Source organism: Amycolatopsis sp. DG1A-15b (assembly GCF_030285645.1).
GTDB lineage: Bacteria > Actinomycetota > Actinomycetes > Mycobacteriales > Pseudonocardiaceae > Amycolatopsis.
This window is the reverse complement of sequence record NZ_CP127296.1, coordinates 5,618,898-5,640,019: the sequence shown is the minus strand read 5'-3', so window position 1 is coordinate 5,640,019 and position 21,122 is coordinate 5,618,898. Positions and strand designations below refer to the sequence as shown.

16 protein-coding genes are annotated in these 21,122 nt (G+C 71.5%); 8 read left to right on the top strand and 8 right to left on the bottom strand.

Annotated elements, in window-relative coordinates; translation table 11 throughout:
- Positions 1-34: 34 nt before the first annotated feature.
- From QRY02_RS25765 to araD, 3 genes are all read right to left on the bottom strand, one after another.
- Positions 35-1,234, bottom strand: coding sequence for an MFS transporter (locus QRY02_RS25765; RefSeq protein ID WP_285985426.1), 1,200 nt, complete (start codon positions 1,232-1,234; stop codon positions 35-37).
- 51 nt (positions 1,235-1,285) lie between these two features.
- The gene (locus QRY02_RS25760; protein ID WP_285985425.1) at positions 1,286-3,070 is read right to left on the bottom strand and encodes a VanW family protein; all 1,785 of its coding nucleotides are present in this window, start codon (positions 3,068-3,070) and stop codon (positions 1,286-1,288) included.
- Positions 3,071-3,186: 116 nt separating this feature from the next.
- Positions 3,187-4,899 carry an L-arabinonate dehydratase gene (gene araD / locus QRY02_RS25755; protein ID WP_285985424.1) on the bottom strand — a complete coding sequence of 571 codons (1,713 nt, stop codon included), beginning with the start codon at positions 4,897-4,899 and terminating at the stop codon, positions 3,187-3,189.
- Between the two features lie 77 nt (positions 4,900-4,976).
- Between araD and QRY02_RS25750 the strand changes: the two genes are divergently transcribed.
- Genes QRY02_RS25750 through QRY02_RS25740 form a run of 3 tightly spaced genes read left to right on the top strand, consistent with a single transcriptional unit; the run spans position 4,977 to position 7,126 of the window.
- The gene (locus tag QRY02_RS25750; RefSeq protein ID WP_285985423.1) at positions 4,977-5,630 is read left to right on the top strand and encodes a GntR family transcriptional regulator; all 654 of its coding nucleotides are present in this window, start codon (positions 4,977-4,979) and stop codon (positions 5,628-5,630) included.
- The gene (locus tag QRY02_RS25745; protein WP_285985422.1) at positions 5,627-6,130 is read left to right on the top strand and encodes a metallophosphoesterase family protein; all 504 of its coding nucleotides are present in this window, start codon (positions 5,627-5,629) and stop codon (positions 6,128-6,130) included. The genes QRY02_RS25750 and QRY02_RS25745 overlap by 4 nt, the downstream gene beginning before the upstream one ends.
- 9 nt (positions 6,131-6,139) lie before the next feature.
- On the top strand, positions 6,140-7,126 hold the full coding sequence (locus QRY02_RS25740) for a PHP domain-containing protein (protein WP_285985421.1): 987 nt from the start codon (positions 6,140-6,142) through the stop codon (positions 7,124-7,126).
- A 6-nt stretch (positions 7,127-7,132) separates the two neighbouring features.
- On the opposite strand, the gene QRY02_RS25735 is transcribed toward QRY02_RS25740, so the two are convergent.
- A complete protein-coding gene (locus tag QRY02_RS25735) occupies positions 7,133-7,978 on the bottom strand; it encodes a chitosanase (protein ID WP_285985420.1) in 846 nt (281 codons plus the stop codon).
- Between the two features lie 175 nt (positions 7,979-8,153).
- Positions 8,154-8,744: a TetR/AcrR family transcriptional regulator gene (locus QRY02_RS25730; protein WP_285985419.1), complete on the bottom strand. Its 591-nt coding sequence runs from the start codon at positions 8,742-8,744 to the stop codon at positions 8,154-8,156.
- 66 nt (positions 8,745-8,810) lie between these two features.
- Between QRY02_RS25730 and QRY02_RS25725 the strand changes: the two genes are divergently transcribed.
- Positions 8,811-10,271: a flavin-containing monooxygenase gene (locus QRY02_RS25725; RefSeq protein ID WP_285985418.1), complete on the top strand. Its 1,461-nt coding sequence runs from the start codon at positions 8,811-8,813 to the stop codon at positions 10,269-10,271.
- On the opposite strand, the gene QRY02_RS25720 is transcribed toward QRY02_RS25725, so the two are convergent.
- A complete protein-coding gene (locus QRY02_RS25720) occupies positions 10,258-11,418 on the bottom strand; it encodes a saccharopine dehydrogenase family protein (RefSeq protein WP_285985417.1) in 1,161 nt (386 codons plus the stop codon). The genes QRY02_RS25725 and QRY02_RS25720 overlap by 14 nt on opposite strands.
- A 109-nt stretch (positions 11,419-11,527) precedes the next feature.
- On the opposite strand from QRY02_RS25720, the gene QRY02_RS25715 reads away from it, so the two are divergent.
- From QRY02_RS25715 to hrpA, 3 genes are all read left to right on the top strand, one after another.
- Entirely contained in the window at positions 11,528-12,691 is a 1,164-nt protein-coding gene (locus QRY02_RS25715) for a lactate 2-monooxygenase (protein ID WP_285985416.1), read from the top strand.
- A 117-nt stretch (positions 12,692-12,808) separates the two neighbouring features.
- Positions 12,809-13,066, top strand: coding sequence for a hypothetical protein (locus tag QRY02_RS25710; protein WP_285985415.1), 258 nt, complete (start codon positions 12,809-12,811; stop codon positions 13,064-13,066).
- Positions 13,067-13,234: 168 nt separating this feature from the next.
- A complete protein-coding gene (hrpA, locus tag QRY02_RS25705; RefSeq protein WP_502874272.1) occupies positions 13,235-17,083 on the top strand; it encodes an ATP-dependent RNA helicase HrpA in 3,849 nt (1,282 codons plus the stop codon).
- 13 nt (positions 17,084-17,096) lie between these two features.
- Here the strand turns inward: hrpA and QRY02_RS25700 are convergent, their stop codons facing one another.
- Entirely contained in the window at positions 17,097-17,279 is a 183-nt protein-coding gene (locus QRY02_RS25700) for a hypothetical protein (RefSeq protein ID WP_285985413.1), read from the bottom strand.
- A gap of 148 nt (positions 17,280-17,427) precedes the next feature.
- On the opposite strand from QRY02_RS25700, the gene QRY02_RS25695 reads away from it, so the two are divergent.
- Positions 17,428-19,203 (top strand): sialidase family protein, encoded by a 1,776-nt coding sequence (locus QRY02_RS25695; RefSeq protein WP_285985412.1) that lies wholly within the window; start codon positions 17,428-17,430, stop codon positions 19,201-19,203.
- Between the two features lie 228 nt (positions 19,204-19,431).
- On the opposite strand, the gene QRY02_RS25690 is transcribed toward QRY02_RS25695, so the two are convergent.
- On the bottom strand, positions 19,432-21,120 hold the full coding sequence (locus QRY02_RS25690; RefSeq protein WP_285985411.1) for a bifunctional 3'-5' exonuclease/DNA polymerase: 1,689 nt from the start codon (positions 21,118-21,120) through the stop codon (positions 19,432-19,434).
- Positions 21,121-21,122: the final 2 nt, after the last annotated feature.

The following is a 21,122-nucleotide window of genomic DNA, read 5'->3' as shown; positions in this document are numbered from 1 at the left end:
CAGTGCCCGGTGACCGGTACCCCGGCGGGACCGGTCACCGGGGATCCGGTTGCGCCCGCCGCCACAGCCGGGACGCACCGAACGCCGCCACCACGCCGATCGCCCCGGCCCCCGCGACGACGGCGTGCGGGGCCGCCCGTTCGGCCGCCACGCCGGCCAGCACCACGCCGAGCCCTTGTGACACCCGCAACGCCGTCAACGCGAAGCCGAACGACTGGGCGCGCTGGGCGTCCGGAGTCAGCTGCACGAACGTCGTGTTCGCGATCAAGTTGTACGAACTGGCCACCCCGGACAGCGTGAACAGCGCCAAAGTGGCCACCAGGTCCGGGTGCAGCGCGCAGCCCAGCAAGGCCGCGCAGGCCAGCACGGCGAGCGGCCCCAGCAGCCGCGGCCGCCGCGCGGGCGGGATCCGCGACAACGCCGCCATGCCGAGCACGTTCCCCAGCGCGAACGCCCCGAGCAGCAGCCCGACCACGACCGCACCGCCGCCGAGCTCGGCGGCGTACGGCGCGGCGATCGCCTCGCCCGCGATGTACACCCCCGACACGCACCCCAGTGCCACCAGGGCGAGCCGCCGCCGGTCGCCGACCACCACCGCCCAGCCCGCCCGGACGTGCCGCCACCACCGGACACCGGAGGTGTCCCTCGGCGGCCGCTCCTGGACGCCGGCGACCAGGAACAGGGCCGACACCGCGAAGCTCGCCGCGTCCGCCAGCAGGGCACCGCCGGTGCCGAGACCCGCCACGAGCAGACCGCCGAGGGCGAACCCGGCGACCTGGCCCGCCTGCACCAGCATCATCAGCAGGCCCATCCCGGGCACGAACGTCTCACCCGGCAGCACCTGCGGCAGCAGCGCGGCCCGCGCCGAGTTCCAGACGGGGTTGACGAGCTGGACGCCGACCAGCAGCGCCGCCACCACCGGCAGGGGCAGGCCCGGCGCCGCCATCACGGCCACCGCGAGGGCCCGCAGGACATCGGACAGGACCATCACCGTCCGCGGCGGGTGCCGGTCGGCGAGGCCGGACAGCAGCGGGCCGCCGACGAGGTCCGGCAGGAACGTCAGCGCGTAGGTCAGCGCGGCCCAGCCCGGCGAGTTCGTGCGGTCGTACACCAGGATCGACAGCGCGACCCGGGCCAGCTGGTCACCGGTGACCGAGACGAGCTGGGCCGAGAACAGGGCCCGGAACTCGGTCACGGCGAGGACGTCCCGGAAGCCTGCCGCGCGTCCGTTCATGGGCACCCACGGTACTGCCGCGGACGCCCAGCGTGAACGGCCGTTAGGAGGTCACTGCCCCTCGCCGCAGACGATTTTCGGCTGCGGGTTGTAGTGGACGGTCCGGGTCGACCGGCCGACTTCGCGGCCGGTGGCGGCGTCCTTGAGTACACGGGTGTTGCTGGTGGTGAACCCCGGCGCGCCGTTCGAGGCGTGGCAGTTCTCCGCCGGCCCCGGCTTGGTCGGCGGGTCGCTCTGGTTGGTCTGGGCGCCTTCGATCGACTCGACGGTGTAGCGCTTGGTGCCCCACAGCTTCACGGTGATCGACGACGGCGTCCAGATGGTCTGGATCGCGATGCCGGTCGGCGAGTCGTTGGTGAACTTGAGGTCGATGACGCTGGAGCCGTTGGGGTTCTGGAACACCGTCGCCTCGCGCGCGGCGGGGTAGCGGCTGATGTAGTAGCTGTGCTCCTTGTGGCCCGCGTCCTTCAGGCCCGCGAAGTACGACGCGTTGTACAGCGTGGTCGCGAACTGCGAAATGCCGCCGCCGACCTCGCGCCCGGGAGCACCGTCCTTGATCACGCCCGCCTCGACGTAGCCTTGGGCCGCGCCGCGCGGGCCGGTGAAACCGTTGAGGCTGAAGGTTTCCCCGGGCTTGACGATGGCGCCGTTGACCTTCTGGGCCACGACCCGGATGTTCACCCCGGAGTCGGCCGCGAACTTCTGGGTCGTGAACTCGCCGACGACTTCCTTGATGCCGAGCTGGTTCGCCTGCTCGGTGGTCACCTTCGCCGGGCTGTCCTTGTATACGGCCGGGAGCTCGCGGCCGTCGGTCTTCTTGAGCACGTCGGGCAGCGGCTTGAGGCTGGGGTCCCAGTCGACGGTCCGGCCGTCGGTGGAGGGGTCGACCGCGGGCTTGCCGCCCTCGAAGACGACGGTCGCGTCCTTGCCCTCCTTCTCGGTGGACTTCAGCTGCGGCCCGGCGGCTTCGGCGATCTTCGCGTTGTCGATCTTCGGCGTCAGCCCGCCACCCTCGGCCGGTTCGAAGGTGATCGCCGCGGCGATCGCCTCCGGCTTCACGGTGGCGACCTTGCCCTCGCCCTTGACCAGCAGGGGGCCGGACACGGCGGGCCGCGCGAACCCGTCGAGCGCCGCCTGGACGCCTTCGGCCGTGGTCCGGACCGGCGTGCTGGTCACCGGCAGCGCCAGGGTTTCCCCGCTCGCCCACTTCTCGACGACGGCGGCGGTCGCCCCCGGCACGTCGAGCTTCTGCCCCGTCTTCGGCGGCACGGCGACCGGCCGGGCACCCTCGAACTTGACGGTGCCTTCGACCGGCTCGCGGTCGACCTGGCCGCGCAGCGCCTCCAGCGCGGCGGTGAGCTTCGCGTCGTCGGCGTGGCTGACGACGCCGACCTCGCGGCTGGAGAACAGTGAAGACAGGCGCGTGAAGGGGTTCAGCGGCTGCTCGCCGGCCTGGTCGAGGGTCTGCGGCCAGTCGAGCTTCAGCCCGGCGAGCGTCGGCGCCAGCGTGCCCTGGTACTCGCCCGCGGTGACGGCGAGCGGGCGCGTGAGCCGCGGTTCGATCTTCCCGCGCAGTTCCTGCTCGGCCGCCTCCCGGCCCATCCCGCCGACGTCGACACCGGCGACGGTCACCCCGCGCGGGACGCTGCCCTGGCTGATCAGGAGGTCGATCCCGTAGACCGCGACGAGCACGCCGAACACCCCGCCCGCGATCAAGCCCGCCGTGCGGAAGGAGCGCTTCGCGGCGGTGGGGTCCGGCTGCGGCTCGGGCCGGACGACCGGCAGGACGTCGGTCTGCTCTCCGTGTGAGTCGGGCCAGTGCGGTTCGTACGGCAACTCTCCACCCCTTCAACGCGGCACCGGGTTGCGCCGGTGACGGGAACAGCGTACGGGGCAGCCGGACAAGCCGTACGACTCGCCCTAACGGGGGATGAAACGGTCACCGATCGGCTTCAGCGCGCGTCCGGTTCCGGATTGTGGCCCGCCCGGGCCAGGAAGTCGAAGTCGCACCCTTCGTCGGCCTGCGTGATGTGTTCGCTGTAGAGCGCGCCGTACCCGCGTTCGAACCGGGGCGCCGGGGCGGTCCACCCGGCACGCCGCCGCGCCAGTTCCTCATCGGACACCTCGAGCCGCAGGGTGCGCGAGGGAACGTCCAAGGTGATCAGGTCGCCGTCGCGGACCAGGGCCAGCGGGCCGCCGACGTGCGACTCGGGGGCCACGTGCAGGACGCAGGCGCCGTAGCTCGTCCCGCTCATCCGCGCGTCCGAAATCCGGACCATGTCCCGGACGCCCTGTTCGAGCAGGTGCGCGGGGATCGGCAGCATCCCGTACTCGGGCATGCCGGGGCCGCCGAGCGGGCCGGAGCCGCGCAGCACCAGCACCGAGTCGGCGGTGATCGACGGGTCGTCGATCCGCTTCTTCAGGTCGGGGTAGTCCTCGAACACCACGGCCGGTCCGGTGTGCGTCAGCAGGTGCTTCTCGGCCGCGATGTGCTTGATGACCGCGCCCGAGGGCGCCAGGTTCCCGTGCAGCACCGCGACCCCGCCCTCGGCGGCGACCGGGTTGTCCCGGGGCCGGATGACGTCGTCGTTGTGCACCTGCGCTTGCGCGAGGTTCTCGCCGAGGGTGCGGCCGGTGACGGTGAGGCGGTCGGGGTGCAGCAGATCGGTCAGCCGCGACAGCAGCCCGGGCAGGCCGCCGGCGTAGTAGAAGTCCTCCATCAGCCAGTCGCCGCCGGGCCGGATGTTCGCCAGCACCGGCACGCGCCGGGCGATGGCGTCGAAGTCGGCCAGCGAGAGCGGGATCCCGCTGCGGCCGGCCATCGCGATCAGGTGGATCACGGCGTTGGTCGAGCCGCCGAGCGCGAGCACGGTGGTGATGGCGTCGGCGTAGGCGCGCTTGTCCAGCACCTGCGTGATGGTGAGGTCTTCCCAGACCATGCCGACGATCCGCGCGCCGCTCGCCGCGGCCATCCGGTGGTGCGCCGAGTCGACGGCGGGGATCGACGCGGCGCCCGGCAGCGTCACGCCGAGCACCTCGGCGGCCGAGGTCATGGTCGACGCCGTCCCCATCGTCATGCAGTGCCCCGGCGAACGCGCGAGCCCCCGCTCCAGTTCGGACATTTCGGCGTCGCCGATCAGCCCGGCGCGCTTGTCGTCCCAGTACTTCCACATGTCGGTGCCGCTGCCGAGGACCTCGTTGCGCCAGTGCCCGCGCAACATCGGCCCGGCCGGGACGAAGATGGCCGGCAGGCCCGCGCTGGCCGCGCCCATCAGCAGCGCCGGCGTGGTCTTGTCGCAGCCGCCCATCAGCACGGCGCCGTCGATCGGGTAGGACCGGAGGATCTCCTCGGTCTCCATGGCCAGCAGGTTGCGGTAGAGCATGGGGGTCGGCTTCTGGTAGGTCTCCGACAGCGTGGCGACGGGGAACTCCAGCGGGAAGCCGCCGGCCTGCCAGACGCCCCGCTTGACCTGCTCGGCGCGTTCGCGCAGGTGCATGTGGCAGGGGTTGATGTCCGACCAGGTGTTGAGGATGCCGATGACGGGTTTGCCGAGGTGCTCTTCCGGGTTGTAGCCGAGCTGACGGCTGCGGGCGCGGTGGCTGAAGTTGCGCAGTTCGTCGCCGCCGAACCACCGGTGGCTGCGGAGTTCCTCGGGTTGCTTCATGCGATCCAGTATGGCATCTGATATACGATCTGCTGGGCCTGGTTGAATGGGTTCCGACACGAACTAGGGAGCGCGCCATGACCGGGACGTTCAGCCTGCCCGCCTCCCGGACCGAAGTGGTCCTGGAGGAGATCCGCCGCGGCATCCTGACCCGGGAACTGGTGCCCGGTCAACCGCTCGTCGAAGCGGAGCTGGCCGCGCGGCTCGGCGTGTCGAAGACCCCGGTGCGCGAGGCGCTCAAGGTGCTGTCGAACTCCGGGCTGGTGACGTTCAGCCCGTACAAGGGCGCGTCGGTGATCACGGTCGACGCCGAGCTCGCGAAGTCCGTCTACGACGTGCGGATGGTGCTCGAACCCGAGGCCGTCCGGCGGACCGTCGAGCAGCACGACCCCGAGCTGCTGGAAGACGCGGCGGAGGCGCTGAAGGAGGCGTCGACGGCGATCGCGGACAAGGACCAGGCCGCGCTGAGCCTGCTGAACCGCCGCTTCCACCGCGCCCTCTACCGCGGCTGCGGCAACCCGCTGCTGGTCAGCATCCTCGACGACCTCAAGGATCGAGCGGCGCTGATCAGCGTCGTCGGCTGGGAGGCCAACCCCAGCTGGAAGAAGGAGTGGACCGAGCACCGGGCGGTGCTGGCCGCGGCGAAGAAGGGGGACGCCGAAGGCGCCGCCGCGCTGCTGCGCGACCACATCGGCGGGTTCCTCGAACGGGTGTTGAAGGCCATCGGATGAAGCTGCTGCTGATCTCGGACACCCACCTGCCGGCCCGCGGCCGCGAGCTGCCGCCGCAGGTGTGGGCGGAGGTGGCGGCCGCCGACGTCGTCGTGCACGCGGGCGACTGGGTCGACGTCGCCCTGCTGGACGAGCTGGAAGAGCGCAGCAAGCGGCTCATCGGCGTGTACGGCAACAACGACGGCCCGGCGCTGCGGGCCCGGTTGCCGGAGATCGCGCGGGCCGAACTCGGCGGTGTGCGCCTGGCGGTGATCCACGAGACGGGCGCCAAGGAGGGCCGCGAGCAGCGGTGCGACGCGCAGTTCCCGGACACCGACGTGCTGGTCTTCGGGCACAGCCACATCCCGTGGGACACGGTGGCGCCGTCCGGGATGCGGCTGCTCAACCCGGGCTCGCCGACGGACCGCCGTCGCCAGCCGTACTGCACGTACCAGACCTGCCGCATCGAAGGCGGTGCGCTGACCGGCGTCGAGCTGCATCAACTGCCCCGGAGGGGGTAGACAGGTCCCATGGATCCGGCATGGGCGTTGCGGGAGATCGCGTTCCAGCTCGAACGCGCGGGAGAACCGACCTACCGCGTCCGGGCGTTCCGGAACGCCGCGGCGACGGTCGACAAGACCGGCGCCGAGAAGCTGGCGCAGATGGCGGAGAACGGCACGCTGACGTCGTTGCCGGGCATCGGCAAGGCCACCGCCGGCGTCATCGAAGACGCGCTGGCCGGCCGTGACCCGGCCTACCGCGGGAAGATCGTCGAGAAGGAGCTGCCGGACGGCGAGCCGCTGCGCTCGGCGTTGCGCGGCGACTGCCACACCCACTCGGACTGGTCCGACGGCGGCAGTTCGATCGGTGAGATGGCGGTCGCGGGCCGGGACGTCGGCCACGAGTGGATGGTGCTGACCGACCACTCGCCGCGGCTGACGGTCGCGAACGGGCTGTCCCCGGACCGGCTCCGGACGCAGATGCAGATCGTGGCGAAGGCCAACGAGCTGATGGCGCCGTTCCGCCTGCTGCACGGCATCGAGGTCGACATCCTCGACGACGGTTCCCTCGACCAGGAAGAGGAGCTGCTGGGGGAGCTGGACTTCGTGGTGGCGAGCGTGCACTCGAAGCTGCGGATGCCTTCGCGGGACATGACCCGCCGGATGGTGGCGGCGGTCCGCAACCCGCACGTGCGCGTGCTGGGGCACTGCACGGGCCGGCTGGTGGTCGGCCGCGGGCGCCCGGAATCGGAGTTCGACGCCGAAGCGGTGTTCACGGCGTGCCGGGAGAACGGCGTCGCGGTGGAGATCAATTCCCGGCCGGAGCGCCTGGACCCGCCGATGCGGTTGCTGCGCCTGGCGGCGGAAATCGGCTGCGACTTCACGATCGACAGCGACGCGCACGCGCCCGGGCAGCTGGATTGGCTGGGCTACGGCTGCGAGCGGGCGATCAAGGCGGGGATCGGGCCGGAGCGCATCCTGAACACCCGCACGGCGGATGCGCTCCTGACCCGGTAGCCCGGCTCAGTTGATCGTGTACGAGTCCCCGTACACCTTCCACTTCAGCGGGGTGTGCAGGTCGAAGTTGCCCTCGCTCAGGAACTTCGCCTGCTCGGTGTCCACACGCGAGGTGTCGGAGTGCGCGTCCTCCTGCTTCATGATCACCTTGCGGGCGGCGAAGAACGCCTTGAGGTACGTCGCTTCGTCGCCGCCCTGGGCCGGGGTCTTCGCCTTCTTCATCGCGGCCTTGCGGATGCCGCCGAAGCTGTCGGAGCTGTCGCCGGGGCCGTGCATCACGATGGCGTCGTAGTAGGCGAACTGGCCGAGGTTGCTCAGGCCGTCCGACTTGCCCTGGTTGACCGACGGGTTGAAGTAGACGCGGTCGCGCTCGTTGTTCTGCGCGGTCTGGAACGCCGTCGTCGCCGCGGCCTGCTTCCACGCGCTTTCGAACGCCGAGCCGAGCCCGGCGTGCGAGTCCGTGCCGTTCACCTTGCGCAGCGCGGGAAGGTACTTCGCCAGCGGGTTGTTCGGGACGGAATTCGTGTACGCCTCGACGAGTTCGAGCATGTCGCCGGTGCCGGAACAGAAACCGATGATGCCCGCGGTGTAGCCGCGGCCGTCACCGATGTCCTCGATGTACTTGTACTGCGCTTTCCAGTCCAGCGAGGAGTTTTCCGCGCTGGAGACCAGCTTCATCGCGATTTCCTTCTTGGCCGGGGCCGAAAGGTCGCCGGCGGCGAACACGGACGCGCCGGCCGCGGCCAGCGGTGCGGGTGCGGCCGAGGAGAGCGCGGGCGTGGTGATCACGAGGGCCGCGACGGAGGCGGCGCCGAGCGTGCCGATGAGGACCGGCCGCAACTTCTTGCTCATGGGGAGGGGACCCTTTCCGCGGGATGCGCCGTCGGAGCACGGCGGGTACGGGTGATGCGGGTGGAGCTGCGGCGTAGCGACACGGTAGCGAAGAGTCAGCGAGCTCCACAAGAGGCGGAATTCGTTCATGTTCGTGAACGGTCCAGACCACCGTCGAAGGGTCCGGAAAGGACGGTCAGCGCACCCCGGCGAAGAGGCGGATGACGTCCGGCAGCACGGTCACCGGGATCGTCGGGTCGATCGCGCGCTGGACGCCGAGCCCGATGCCCAGGCTGAGCAACGCCGTGGCGGCGTCGTCGGCCGACATCGGGAGGGTGATCCCGAACCGCTCGGCGTACCCGGTGAGCAGGCCGGCGATGGTGTCGCGGATGGCCTTGTCCCGCGCGGCCAGTTCGGCGCGCACGTGCGGGTCGCGCCGCGCGTTCGTGGCGAATTCGACCTCGAGCGCGGTCCAGGCTTCGTCGCCGATGCTGCGCTCGGCCCAGGTCTGGAACGCGGCCAGCAGTCCTTCCACGCCTTCGGCACCGGCCAGCGCCTCGGCGATCAAGGCGACCTGCTCGTCGTGGATCCGGTCGAGCACGGTGAGGCAGAGCTCGTCCTTGCTGCGGAAGTTGGAGTACACCGCGCCCTTCGAATACCCGGCCTCGTCGGCGACCTTCTCCAGCGACGTCACCGAGTAGCCGTCGCGCAGGAAGAGCAGCTTGGCGGTCTCGACCAGCTGCTCGCGGGTGCGCGCCTGGCTTTCCGCGCGGGTGAGTCGGGCCATGCGCGCACTCTAGCGAACCTTGGAATTGGGGTACCGGTGGTTTTCGGATACTGCTAGTCTCCGAAAATGGAACAACGCGACTTCGCGGTCCTCGTCGTCGGTGCCGGGGCATCGGGGCTGGGCGCCGCCATCCGCCTTTCCCGGGCCGGCGTCGGCGACCTCGCCGTGCTGGAGAAGGCCGGCGCGCTCGGCGGGACCTGGCGCGACAACACCTATCCCGGTTGCGCCTGTGACGTCCCGTCCGCGCTGTACTCCTACTCCTTCGCGCCCAATCCCGAGTGGACGCGCGCGTTCGCCGGCCAGGCCGAGATCCGGGCCTACCTGCAGGACACGGCCGCGCGCTTCGGTGTCACACGGAAGATCCGCTACGGCGTCGAAGTGACGCGCGCGCAGTGGAACGCCCGGAAGTCCCTTTGGGAGCTCGAGACGTCACAAGGTCCCTACACCGCGCGGGTCCTGGTCGCCGGCACCGGTCCCTGGCACGAACCGCTGGTCCCGGACCTGCCCGGGCTCGCCGGCTTTCCCGGCGAGGTCTTCCACTCCGCGCGCTGGAACCACGGCTACGACCTGACGGGCAAGCGGGTCGCGGTGATCGGCACCGGCGCGTCCGCGGTCCAGTTCGTCCCGGAGATCGTGCCTCGCGTGGGGCGGCTGCACCTGTTCCAGCGCACCGCGCAGTGGGTCCTGCCGAAACCGGACCACCCCGTCCCGGGCGTCGAACGGTTCCTCCTGCGGCGGTTCCCGGTCCTCCAGGGTGCCCTGCGCGCCGCCGAATACGGCCTGATGGAGACACTCGGCTTCGGCTTCCGGCACCCGTGGCTGCTGCGGCAGGTGCAGAAGATCGGGCTCGCCCACCTGCGCCGGTCCGTCCGGGATCCCGTGCTGCGCCAGGCGCTCACGCCGGACTACACGCTCGGCTGCAAGCGCCTGCTGATGTCGAACACGTACTACCGCGCGCTGACGCAGTCCCATGTGGACGTTCACCCGACCGCGGTGCGGTCCATCTCCGGCAGCCGCGTTTCCGGCGCGGACGGCTCGTCGGCGGAGGTCGACGCGATCATCTTCGGCACCGGCTTCCACATCCTCGACATGCCGGTGTCGGCGCGGGTGTTCGACGCCGGCGGCCGGAGCCTGGACGACCACTGGAAGGGCAGCCCGCAGGCGTACGCGGGGACGACGGTGGCCGGGTTCCCGAACCTGTACCTGCTGCTGGGCCCGAGTCTCGGCACCGGGCACTCGTCGGCGTTCACGATCGTCGAGGCCCAGCTGCGGCACACGGTCGCGGCGGTGACCCGGACACTGCGGTCGCCGGGGACGTCGCTGTCGGTCCGCCCGGAAGCCCAGGCGGCGTTCAACGCGGCCGTCCAGGCCGCGCTGCCGGGCACGGTCTACCAGTCCGGCGGCTGCTCCAGCTACTACACGGACGTCAACGGGCGCAACAGCTTCAGCTGGCCGTTCTCCACCGGACGGCTGCGGTCGCAGGTGGGTGAGTTCCGCGAAGCCGACTACGAGATCACAGCGTCGTGAAGCGGATGCCCGCCTTGGTGAGCCGGTCCACCAGCGCACCGCCCATCGCGGTCGCCGTGGTCACCTGGCCCGCCGTCTCCGGGAGGTCGTCGGTCGCCAGGCACAGGGCCGACTCCGCCAGCATCTTCGCCGTCTCGTCGTAGCCCGGGTCGCCGCCCGACACCTCCGTCACCACCCGTGAGCCGCCGCCTTCGCCGATGAACCGCACCGAAAACCACGACCGCGCGCGCCGTGCGGGACTCGGCCCGTTGCCGGGCGCGAGCAGCCGTGACAGCGCCCGCCGGGCCGGCGGGACCTGCGCCGCGGCGAGCAGGGCGCCCGCCCCGGCCACCCCGCCGGCCAGCACCGGCAGGTGCTTCACCGCGGCGAAGTGCCGGTACGTGAAGTCCGGCCCGTAGCGCTCGGACGCGGTCGCCGACCGGCGGACGACGTCGGCGTCGATCGTCGGCAGCGGCACCGCCCACCAGCCCGGCTCGGCGACCCGGTGCGGGCGGCCGAGCGGGGCGCGGGCGAACCGCCCGGCGGGCCGTGGTTCGGCGGCCGCGCGTTCCTTCGCGACGCGGGCCCCGGCCGGCAGGCGGGACATGATGGTCAGCGCGCTGAGGAACGTGCCGCCCGAGGGCACCCCGCCGGCCCGGACGTAGCCGTCGACCTGCAGCGGAACTCCTTCGGGCAGCCGCTGCACGGTGAACCACGCGCCGAGGTCGTGCGGGATCGAGTCGAACCCGCACGCGTGCACCAGCCGCGCGCCGGTCTCGCGGGCGCGCCGGTCGTGCGCCAGGTACATCCGGTCGACGAACTCGGGTTCGCCGGTCAGGTCGACGTAGTCGGTCCCCGCCTCGGCGCACGCGGCCACCAGCGGCTCGCCGTGCGTCACGTAGGGGCCGACGGTCGTGATCACCACCTTCGTGGCCTCCGCGACGGCCACCAGCGAAGCCCGGTCGCCGGAGTCGGCGACGAGCAGGTCGAGCGCGCCGAACCGGTCGTCGATCTCCGCCAGCCGCGTCCGGACGGCCTCGAGCTTGCCGCGGTTGCGCCCGGCCAGCGCCCAGCGCAGGTCCGCCGGCGCGTGGCGGGCCAGGTACTCGGCGGTCAGGCCGCCGGTGAACCCCGTGGCGCCGAACAGGACCACGTCGTAGGCGCGCATGTCTTCTCCTCCGGGACGTTGACGGGGCTCAGGTTACCCGCCGGTCAGTTCCCGGCGCCGGGTGAACTACCGGCGGGTACAGTGCCCCCTCGAACGCGAGGAGGCAACCGTGACCGAACGCTTCGGCAGCTACCAGAACGAGATCTACCTGCAGGGACTCGGTGATCAGCTGCCGCCGTGCTCGACCGACGCGACGAAGCTCGAAGCGTCGGCGCGCGAGGTCATGGCACCCGGGCCGTTCTCCTACGTCGCGGGCGCGGCCGGCTCCGGCGCGACCGCCCGCGCCAACCGCCAGGCGTTCGATCGCTGGCGCGTCGTGCCCCGGATGCTGACCGGCGCCACCGACCGCGACCTGGCCACGACGGTGCTCGGCACCCGGCTGCCCGCGCCGGTGGCCGTCGCGCCGGTCGGCGTCCAGTCGATCGTCCACCCGGACGCCGAGTCCGCGACCGCCCGCGCCGCCGCGTCGGTCGGGCTGCCGTTCATCCTGTCCACGGCGTCGTCGACCGGCATCGAGGACGCCGCCGCGGCGAACGGCGACGGCCCCCGCTGGTTCCAGCTGTACTGGCCCGGCGACAACGACGTCTGCGCGAGCCTGCTGACGCGGGCGAAGAACGCCGGCTTCACCGCGCTGGTCGTCACGCTCGACACGTGGACGCTGGCCTGGCGACCGTCCGATCTGGACCAGGCGTACCTGCCGTTCCTGAAGGGCGAGGGCTGCGCCGTCCCGTTCACCGACCCGGTGTTCCGCGGCCTGCTGGAGAAGACGCCGGAGGACGACCCGAACATGGCGATCCTGCGGTGGATCGGCATGCTCACCGGCACCGACCGGACGTGGGACCAGCTGCCGTTCCTGCGCGAGCACTGGGACGGCCCGATCGTGCTCAAGGGCATCCAGCACGTCGCGGACGCGCGCCGCGCTCTGGAGGCGGGCATGGACGGCATCGTGGTGTCGAACCACGGCGGCCGCCAGGTCGACGGCGCGATCGGCGCCCTGGAGGCCCTGCCGGGCATCGTCGCGGCGGTCGGCGACCGCATGGAGGTGCTGTTCGACTCCGGCATCCGCACCGGCGCCGACGTCCTCAAGGCGCTGGCCCTGGGCGCGCGTGCGGTGTTGATCGGCCGCCCGTGGGTGTACGGCCTGGCCCACGCGGGCGAGGACGGCGTGCGCCACGTCCTGCGCAGCCTGCTGGCGGACTTCGACCTGACCATGGGGCTTTCGGGCCACCGCACGCTGGCCGACCTGGGCCCGGACTCGCTGCAGCGGACGTGAGGTAACGAATCGGGAACTCCGGCGACAGCCGGGGCCGGGGCCGCTACGGTTCTGCCTCGCCACGGCCGCTCGGGGACGGACCGGTGGTTCCATCGTTCCTTTCACGAGGGGTTTCCCATGTCTTCGATCATGATGCGGATCGGCGTGCTGTGCGCCGTGCTCGGGTTCGGCACCATCGTCCTCGAGCAGTTCGACTACGAGTTCCGGATCCTGTCCTGGGCCAGCGACATGCAGCCGCTGTTCGGCATCGTCCTCGGCGTGGCCGGGCTCGCGCTGATCGGTGGTTCGGTGGCGATGAACCGGGCCAAGAACGCGGCGCAGCCGCAGCAGCAGGCACCGGTCCAGCCGCCGCAGCAGCCCGGCCAGCCCGGCTGACGCACGGCGGGAAAGGCCCCCTCGCCGCCGGCGAGGGGGCCTTTCGCGTGCGCCCGGTCACGCGCCGGGGATATTCGGAAGCCGGGTTCGTCACCCACGGCTATCCTTGGACCGAGAATGTCCGAGCCATCCCCCTTCCACGCGCTGCGAGCGCGCCTGCCCGAGCTCATGCCGCGTGACGAGCAGCGGCTGCGCCGGCGGCTCGAAGGCGCCCGCAAAGCCCGCGACCGCGATGCCGCCCTCGCGCAGATCGCCGCCGACGTCGACAAGGCCGAGCTGCGCCTGCAGTCGCGGCGCGAGAGCGTGCCCAAGATCGAGTACCCCCCAGAGCTGCCGGTCAGCAAGCTCAAGGACGAGATCGCCGCCGCCATCGACCGGCACCAGGTCGTGATCGTCGCGGGGGAGACCGGCTCGGGCAAGACCACCCAGCTGCCGAAGATCTGCCTGGAGCTCGGCCGCGGCATCCGCGGCCAGATCGGGCACACCCAGCCGCGGCGGCTGGCCGCGCGCACGGTCGCCGACCGGATCGCGAGCGAACTGAAGACCGAGCTCGGCGAGACCGTCGGCTACAAGGTGCGGTTCACCGACCAGTCCGGGCAGGACACGCTGGTCAAGCTGATGACCGACGGCATCCTGCTGGCCGAGATCCAGACCGACCGGTCGCTGCGCCAGTACGACACGCTGATCATCGACGAGGCCCACGAGCGCAGCCTCAACATCGACTTCATCCTCGGCTACCTCAAGCAGCTGCTGCCGCGCCGCCCCGACCTCAAGGTGATCATCACCTCGGCGACGATCGACCCGGAGCGCTTCTCGAAGCACTTCGACGACGCGCCGATCGTCGAGGTCTCCGGCCGGACGTACCCGGTCGAGGTGCGCTACCGGCCGCTCGTCGACCCTGACGATCCCGAGGGCGCCGCGGACGCTGACCAGCGCGACCAGACCCAGGGCATCCTCGACGCCGTCGAGGAGCTGTGCGCCGAGGGCCCCGGCGACATCCTGGTGTTCCTCTCCGGCGAGCGCGAAATCCGCGACACCGCCGACGTCCTCAACCGCGCGAACCTGCGCAACACCGAGGTGCTCCCGCTGTACGCGCGGCTGTCTTCGGCCGAGCAGCAGCGCATTTTCCAGTCCCACACCGGGCGCCGGGTCGTGCTCGCCACCAACGTGGCCGAGACGTCGCTGACCGTGCCGGGCATCAAGTACGTCGTCGACCCGGGCACCGCGCGGATTTCGCGCTACAGCCACCGCACCAAGGTGCAGCGGCTGCCGATCGAGCCGGTGTCGCAGGCGTCGGCGAACCAGCGCAAGGGCCGCTGCGGCCGGACGTCCGACGGCATCTGCATCCGGCTCTATTCCGAAGAGGACTTCGAGGCGCGGCCCGAGTTCACCGATCCGGAGATCCTGCGGACCAACCTCGCCTCGGTCATCCTGCAGATGACGTCGCTGGGCCTCGGCGACATCGCGGCGTTCCCGTTCGTCGAACCGCCGGACCGCCGCCAGGTCGCCGACGGCGTCGGCCTGCTGCAGGAGCTGGGCGCGTTCGCCCCGGGCGGCTCCGGGTCCGACCGCAGCCTGACCGACATCGGCCGCAAGCTCGCGCAGCTGCCGGTCGACCCGCGGATGGGCCGGATGGTGCTGGAGGCCGCGAAGAACGGCTGCGTCCGCGAAGTCATGATCATCGCCGCCGCGCTGTCCATCCAGGACCCGCGCGAGCGGCCGGCCGAGAAGCAGCAGGCGGCCGACGCCCAGCACGCGCGGTTCGCCGATCCGACGTCGGACTTCCTGGCCTACCTGAACCTGTGGGAGTACGTCGCCGAGCAGCAGAAGGCGTTGTCCGGCAACCAGTTCCGGCGCATGTGCCGCACCGAGTACCTGAACTACCTGCGGCTGCGCGAGTGGCAGGACATCTTCAGTCAGCTGCGTCAGCTGGCCAAGCCGCTCGGCATCTCGCTGAACACGAACACGACCCCGGCCGACCCGCAGCGGGTGCACACGTCGCTGATCGCCGGGCTGCTCTCGCACATCGGGCTCAAGGACCCGGCGAAGGGTGACTACCTCGGCGCGCGTGGCGCCCGGTTCGGCGTGTTCCCGGGATCGGCGCTGTTCAAGAAGCAGCCGCGCTGGGTGATGTCGGCGGAGCTGGTCGAGACGTCGCGGCTGTGGGCGCGGGTCAACGCGCGCATCGAACCCGAGTGGGTCGAGCCGCTCGCGCAGCACGTCGTCAAGCGCAGCTATTCCGAGCCGCACTGGGAACGCAAGCAGGGCGCGGTGATCGCGATCGAGAAGGTGACGCTGTACGGCGTCCCGCTGATCGCCGACCGCCGCGTCAACTACGGCCGGATCGACCCGGAGCTGTCGCGGGCGCTGTTCATCCGGCACGCGCTGGTCGAGGGCGACTGGCAGACGCGGCACCACTTCTTCGCCGAGAACCGGGCGCTGCTGGAGGAGGTCGAAGACCTCGAGAACCGCGCGCGGCGGCGCGACATCCTGGTCGACGACCAGACGCTGTACGAGTTCTACGACGCGCGGGTCCCGGCGGACGTCGTGTCGGTGCGCCACTTCGACAGCTGGTGGAAGAAGGCGCGGCACACCGACCCCGACCTGCTGTCGTTCGAGAAGTCCATGCTGATCAACGAGTCAGCCGGCGGCGTCCGCGAGGGCGACTACCCGGACTCGTGGACGCAGGGCACGCAGGTCTTCAAGCTGACCTACCAGTTCGAGCCGGGCGCGGACGCCGACGGCGTCACCGTGCACGTCCCGCTGCCGGTGCTCAACCAGGTGACGCCGGACGGGTTCGACTGGCAGGTGCCGGGGCTGCGCGCGGAACTGGTCACCCAGCTGATCAAGTCGCTGCCGAAGGCGGTGCGCCGCAACTTCGTCCCGGCACCGGACACGGCCCGGGAAGTCCTTTCGCGAGTGTCCCCTTCGGACGGTCCGCTGCTGGAGGTGCTCGGCCGCGAGCTGCGGGCGCTGCGCGGGATCACGGTGCCGTACGCGGACTGGGACCCGTCTTCGGTGCCGGAGCACCTGAAGATGACGTTCCGGGTGGTCGACGAGCGGGGTCGTCGCGTGGCCGAGGGCAAGGACGTCGCGGAGCTGCAGCGCCGCCTCGCCCCGAAGGTCCGCGAGACGATCTCCAAGGCGGCCAACACCCTGGAGAAGGCCGGCCTGACGAAGCCGTCGTTCGGCGCGCTGCCGCAGGTGTTCTCCTCGCACCAGCGCGGGCACGACGTCAAGGCGTACCCGGCGCTGGTGGACGAGGGCGCGACGGTGGCGGTGCGGCTGCTGGATACGCCGGCCCAGCAGGAACACGCGATGTGGGCGGGCACCCGGCGGATGCTGCGGCTGAACCTGAACTCGCCGATGAAGTTCATCACGCGGTCGCTGTCCAATTCGTCGAAGCTGGTGCTCAACCGGAACCCGCACGGCAGCGTGGCGGCGCTGCTCGAGGACTGCGTCGACTGCGCGGTGGACGCCCTGATGGCCGCGGGCGGCGGTCCGGCGTTCGACGAAACCGGCTTCAAGGTGCTGCTGGAGAAGGTCCGGGCGGGCCTGCACCCCGCGGTGCTGGACGTGTTGACCGAGGTGGAGAAGATCCTCCGCGCGGCGAACGACGTCGAGGTGGCGTTGCCGTCGTCCCGTGGCCCCGCGGAGTCGCTGGCCGACATCCGCGCCCAGCTGGCGGGCCTGGTGTACCCGGGTTTCGTGACGGCGACCGGCGCCTCCCGGCTGCGCAACGTGGTGCGCTACCTGCAGGGCATTTCGCGCCGGCTGGAGAAGCTGGCTTCGGAACCGACCCGCGACCTCCAGCGCACGGCGGACATCGCGTGGATCCAGGCCGAGTACGCCGACGCGCTGGCCACACTGCCGCCGGGAACGTCGTCACCGGCGTTGAACGAGGTGCGGTGGATGATCGAGGAGCTGCGGGTGTCGTTCTTCGCCCAGACGCTGGGGACGGCTCACCCGGTGTCGCTGAAGCGGATCACGAAGGCCATCGACGACGCGCTGGCCTAGCTTCGCTGCCTGATCATTTCGCGATCAGCGCCACCGTCGCGACGGTGGCGGACAGCATGCCGGCCAGCGCTCGGCCGGCGAGTGTTTCCGAAGCGTCGGTGGCCAGGCCGCGACCTAGGCTGTACAGCACCACCAGCCCGGACAGCGTGGCGATGACTCCGGGGCCGATCGAAGGCAGGAACCACAAGTAGATCACAGCGGCGAGCAGAAGATGCGGCTGGGGCAGGGCAGACGCCCTGGCGCGACGCCGGGTATGTCCGGCTCCACACTTCCGGCGGTTGACCGGGCGCGTGCGGGCGTCAAGCCTGGGGCCGCTGGATAGCCTCCTGGGAAAGGACTTTCCGATGTCCTTGGGTGTTTCGTCCGCCAAGCGAAGAATCGTCGCCGCCTGTACCGCGCTCCTGCTGCCGCTCGCCGTCGTCCTCGCGCCCGCCGCGCAGGCCGCCACCGGGGGTGCGCCGCTGCCCGTGGATCCCCACGCCGGCAAGCACAAGATCGCCCGGATGGCCGCGGAGGCCCGGCACGACGTGCCGAATCCGCTGCTCAAGGAGCAGTTCGCCGAGGAGGAAGAGGAGGACGGCGACGATCCCGCGCTGTCCGCGCTCTGCCAGACCTACATCGGCAAGCCGAACCCGTACCGGCCGCTCGCGCCGAACACCGACGTCATCGACGGTGACACCATCGTGCCGACCGGCAGCCAGACCGGCTGCAGCACGGCCCAGAACGAGACCACCATCGCCGTCAACCCGGAGAACCCGCGCAACATCGTCGCCGGGGCGAACGACTACCGGCTGTACAACACGCGCGAGGCCCGCAACGATTCCGGCGGCTTCGCCTACACCTCGTTCGACGGCGGCCGGACCTGGGCGAACGTCCAGCTGCCGCACCTCGACTACCCGACCGGGGCGGCCGCGCCACTGTCCTACATGGACGCCGCCGGCGACCCGGCCATCGCCTTCGGGCCGCACAACACCGTGTATTACGCGACGCTCGTGTTCAGCCGCGCCGCGGTTCCGGACGACCAGCAGCTCGCCAGCGGCATCGCCGTGTCGGTGTCCCACGACGGCGGCCGCAGCTTCGGCGACCCGGCGATCCTGCACCTCGACGGCGTCACGCCGGCGGGCACGCCGACACCCGCGAACATCTTCAACGACAAGGAGTGGATCGCCGCCGACCCCGTGACCGGCGACGTCTACGTGACCTGGACGCAGTTCACCTACGACGCGTCCGGCAGCTTCGTCGAATCGCCGATCGTGCTGTCGAAGTCCCGCGACTTCGGCCGGACGTGGTCGCCGATGCGCCGGATTTCGCCGTCGCTGACCGGGTTCCGCGGTGGGATCACGCCGTTCGGCAGCGGCTCGAACCCGGTGGTCACCCGCGACGGGACGCTCCAGGTCGCCTACGAGACGTCAGTGTGCGCGACGGCCGCGTGCGACCGGCCCGCCGACCACGACGCGGTCGTCGTGGCGACCTCCCGCGACGGCGGCCGGACCTTCCGGCACACCGAGGTGGGGCTCGACTTCGACTTCCCGGTCGACGAAGACGTCGCCAACAACGCGCTGACCGGCGAAAACTTCCGCGTCAACAGCTTCCCGCAGCTGACCTACGACCGCGTGACCGATCACCTGTGGGTGACCTGGGCCGACGACCGCAACGGCACCTACCGCGACGGCGAGTCGGTGAAGACGAACGGCGACGCGTTCCTGAGCGGGTCCGACGGCCGGCACGGCTGGTCGAAGCCGGTGAAGGTCGGCACCGGCGCGGACGAGGTGTTCCCGGCGGTTGCGGCCTTGGCCGGGCGCGTCGCGGTGACGTCCTACACGCGCGCGTACGACCCGAACGGCATCGGACTCGACTACGCGTACGCCACCGGCTGGGGCGACGGCTTGTCCCCGCTCCGCAGGATCACCACGCAGACGGCGAACCCGCAGGTCCAGTTCGTTTCGACGGGTGCGGAGACGGGCAAGGAACTCCAGGGCGTGTTCATCGGCGACTACACGGCGACGGCGGTCGGCGCGGACTTCCGGCTGCACCCGGCCTGGACCGACTTCCGCGGCAACCCGGGGAGGACCCTGCCGAACCAGGACGTCGCAACCCAGACCCTCCCGATGTTCCCGTAGCGGCTCGGATCGTGTCGACCCGCCAATCACGCGAGTCGACCCTCCAATCACGCGAGTCGACCCGCTAATCACGCGAGTCGACCCTTCAATCACGCGAGTTCGCCCGGGAGGCCGGATCTCGCGTGATTGAGGCCGGATCTCGCGTGATTGGAGCCGGATCTCGCGTGATTGAGGGCGGAACTCGCGTGATTGGAGAGTCATGATGCGTGATTGGCGGGACGACACGGGCTACTTTGCGTCGGCGTAGGTGTCCACTGCTGCGGTTTGCATGGGGAAGCGGACCGGGCAGGCCGGGCCGAACAGCATCCGGGCGGCCTCCGCCACGCTGTCGGTGATGGCGGAGGACACCTGGGGTGCCAGGGAGGCCGGGGTGTGGACGATCACCTCGTCGTGCTGGAAGAACACCAGGTGGGCCGGTGCGGGGAGGCGGGTGCGGAGGGTCGCCAGCATCACCGCCGTCATGTCCGCCGCGCTCGCCTGGACCACGAAGTTCCGGGTGAACCGGCCCCAGCCGCGCGAGGCCCGGCGGGCCTTCAGCTCCGCCGCTTCGTCCGAGGCCAGGCCGCCGGTCAACGCGCGCCACGCCGCCGAGGGCGCCGGGGACGTGCGGCCCAGCCGCGACCGGACCCGCTCGCCGCGCTCGCCCGCCTGCGCCGCACGCTCCACATAGGACACCGCGTCCGGGAAGCGCTGCCGCAGCAGCCCCAGCAGCGGCCCCGCCTCGCCGGACGTGCCGCCGTACATCGCCGAGAGCATCGCGATCTTCGCGCGGGCCCGGTCGTCGCGGTCGTCGTTCGCGACCGGCACCCAGCGGGCGCCGGAGAACAACGCCTCGCCCAGCCGCGCGTACAGGTCCGTCGCCGCCGCGACGTCGGCCAGCCGGCGGTCGCCCGACAACGCCGTGAGCACCCGGGGCTCCAGCTGTGCCGCGTCCGCCACCACGAGCTTCCAGCCCGGGTCCGCGCGCACGCACGTCCGCAGCACCTTCGGGATCTGCAGCGCCCCGCCGCCGCGGCTGGCCCAGCGTCCGGACACCACCCCGCCGACGACGTAGTGCGGCCGGAACCGGCCTTCGCCGACCCACTCGTCGAGCCACGCCCAGCCGTTGGCGGTGTACAGCCGCGACAGCTCCTTGTACTCCAGCAGCGGCCCGACCGCGGGGTGGTCGATCCCCTTCAGCAGGTACTTCCGCGCCGCCGGCACCTCGATCCCCTCGCGGGCCAGCGCCCGGACCACGCTCGGCGGCGAGTCCGGGTTCACCGGCCGCCCGCCGAACGCCTCGCTGATCTTCGCCGCCAGCTCGACCAGCGCCTTCGGCCGCTGCCCGGCCGGCACGCGCGGACCCAGCCGCGCCGCCAGCAGCTCCTCGTGCACGTCGGCGCGCCACGGCAGGCCGTCGGCCGACATCTCCGCGGCGGCCAGCGCGCTCGCCGACTCCGCGGCCAGCAGCAGCCGCATCCGGTCCGGGTGCCCGGTCGCCGCCACCCGCCGCTCCTGCTCCGCGAGGACGCGCCGCACCGCCGTGACGACCGTCACGCCCTCGGGCAGCGTCGGCGCGCGGGTGTCGAACAGCGTCGGCTGCGCCAGCTCGACGGCCGACGAGTCCGGCGGTGGTTCTTCGCCGTTCGCCCTGGCCCAGGCCGCGCGCAGGCTCCGCGACTGCTCCTCGGCACCTTCGTACGCCAGCAGCAGCCCCTCGGCCAGTTCGAGGTCGTAGCAGCGGCGCACCCGCAGCCCGGCCGCCAGCAGCACCGGGTACGTCCGCTCCACCGACGGGAACACCCACCGCGGCGCCTCCGACGCTTCCAGCTCCCGCGCCAGCGCCACGAAAGCCGCCTCGTCCAGGCCGGACACCGTGTCCGAAGGCGTGCGCACGGTGAAGCTGCCGTCCTCCTCCCGCCCGGCGATCACCTGCACTC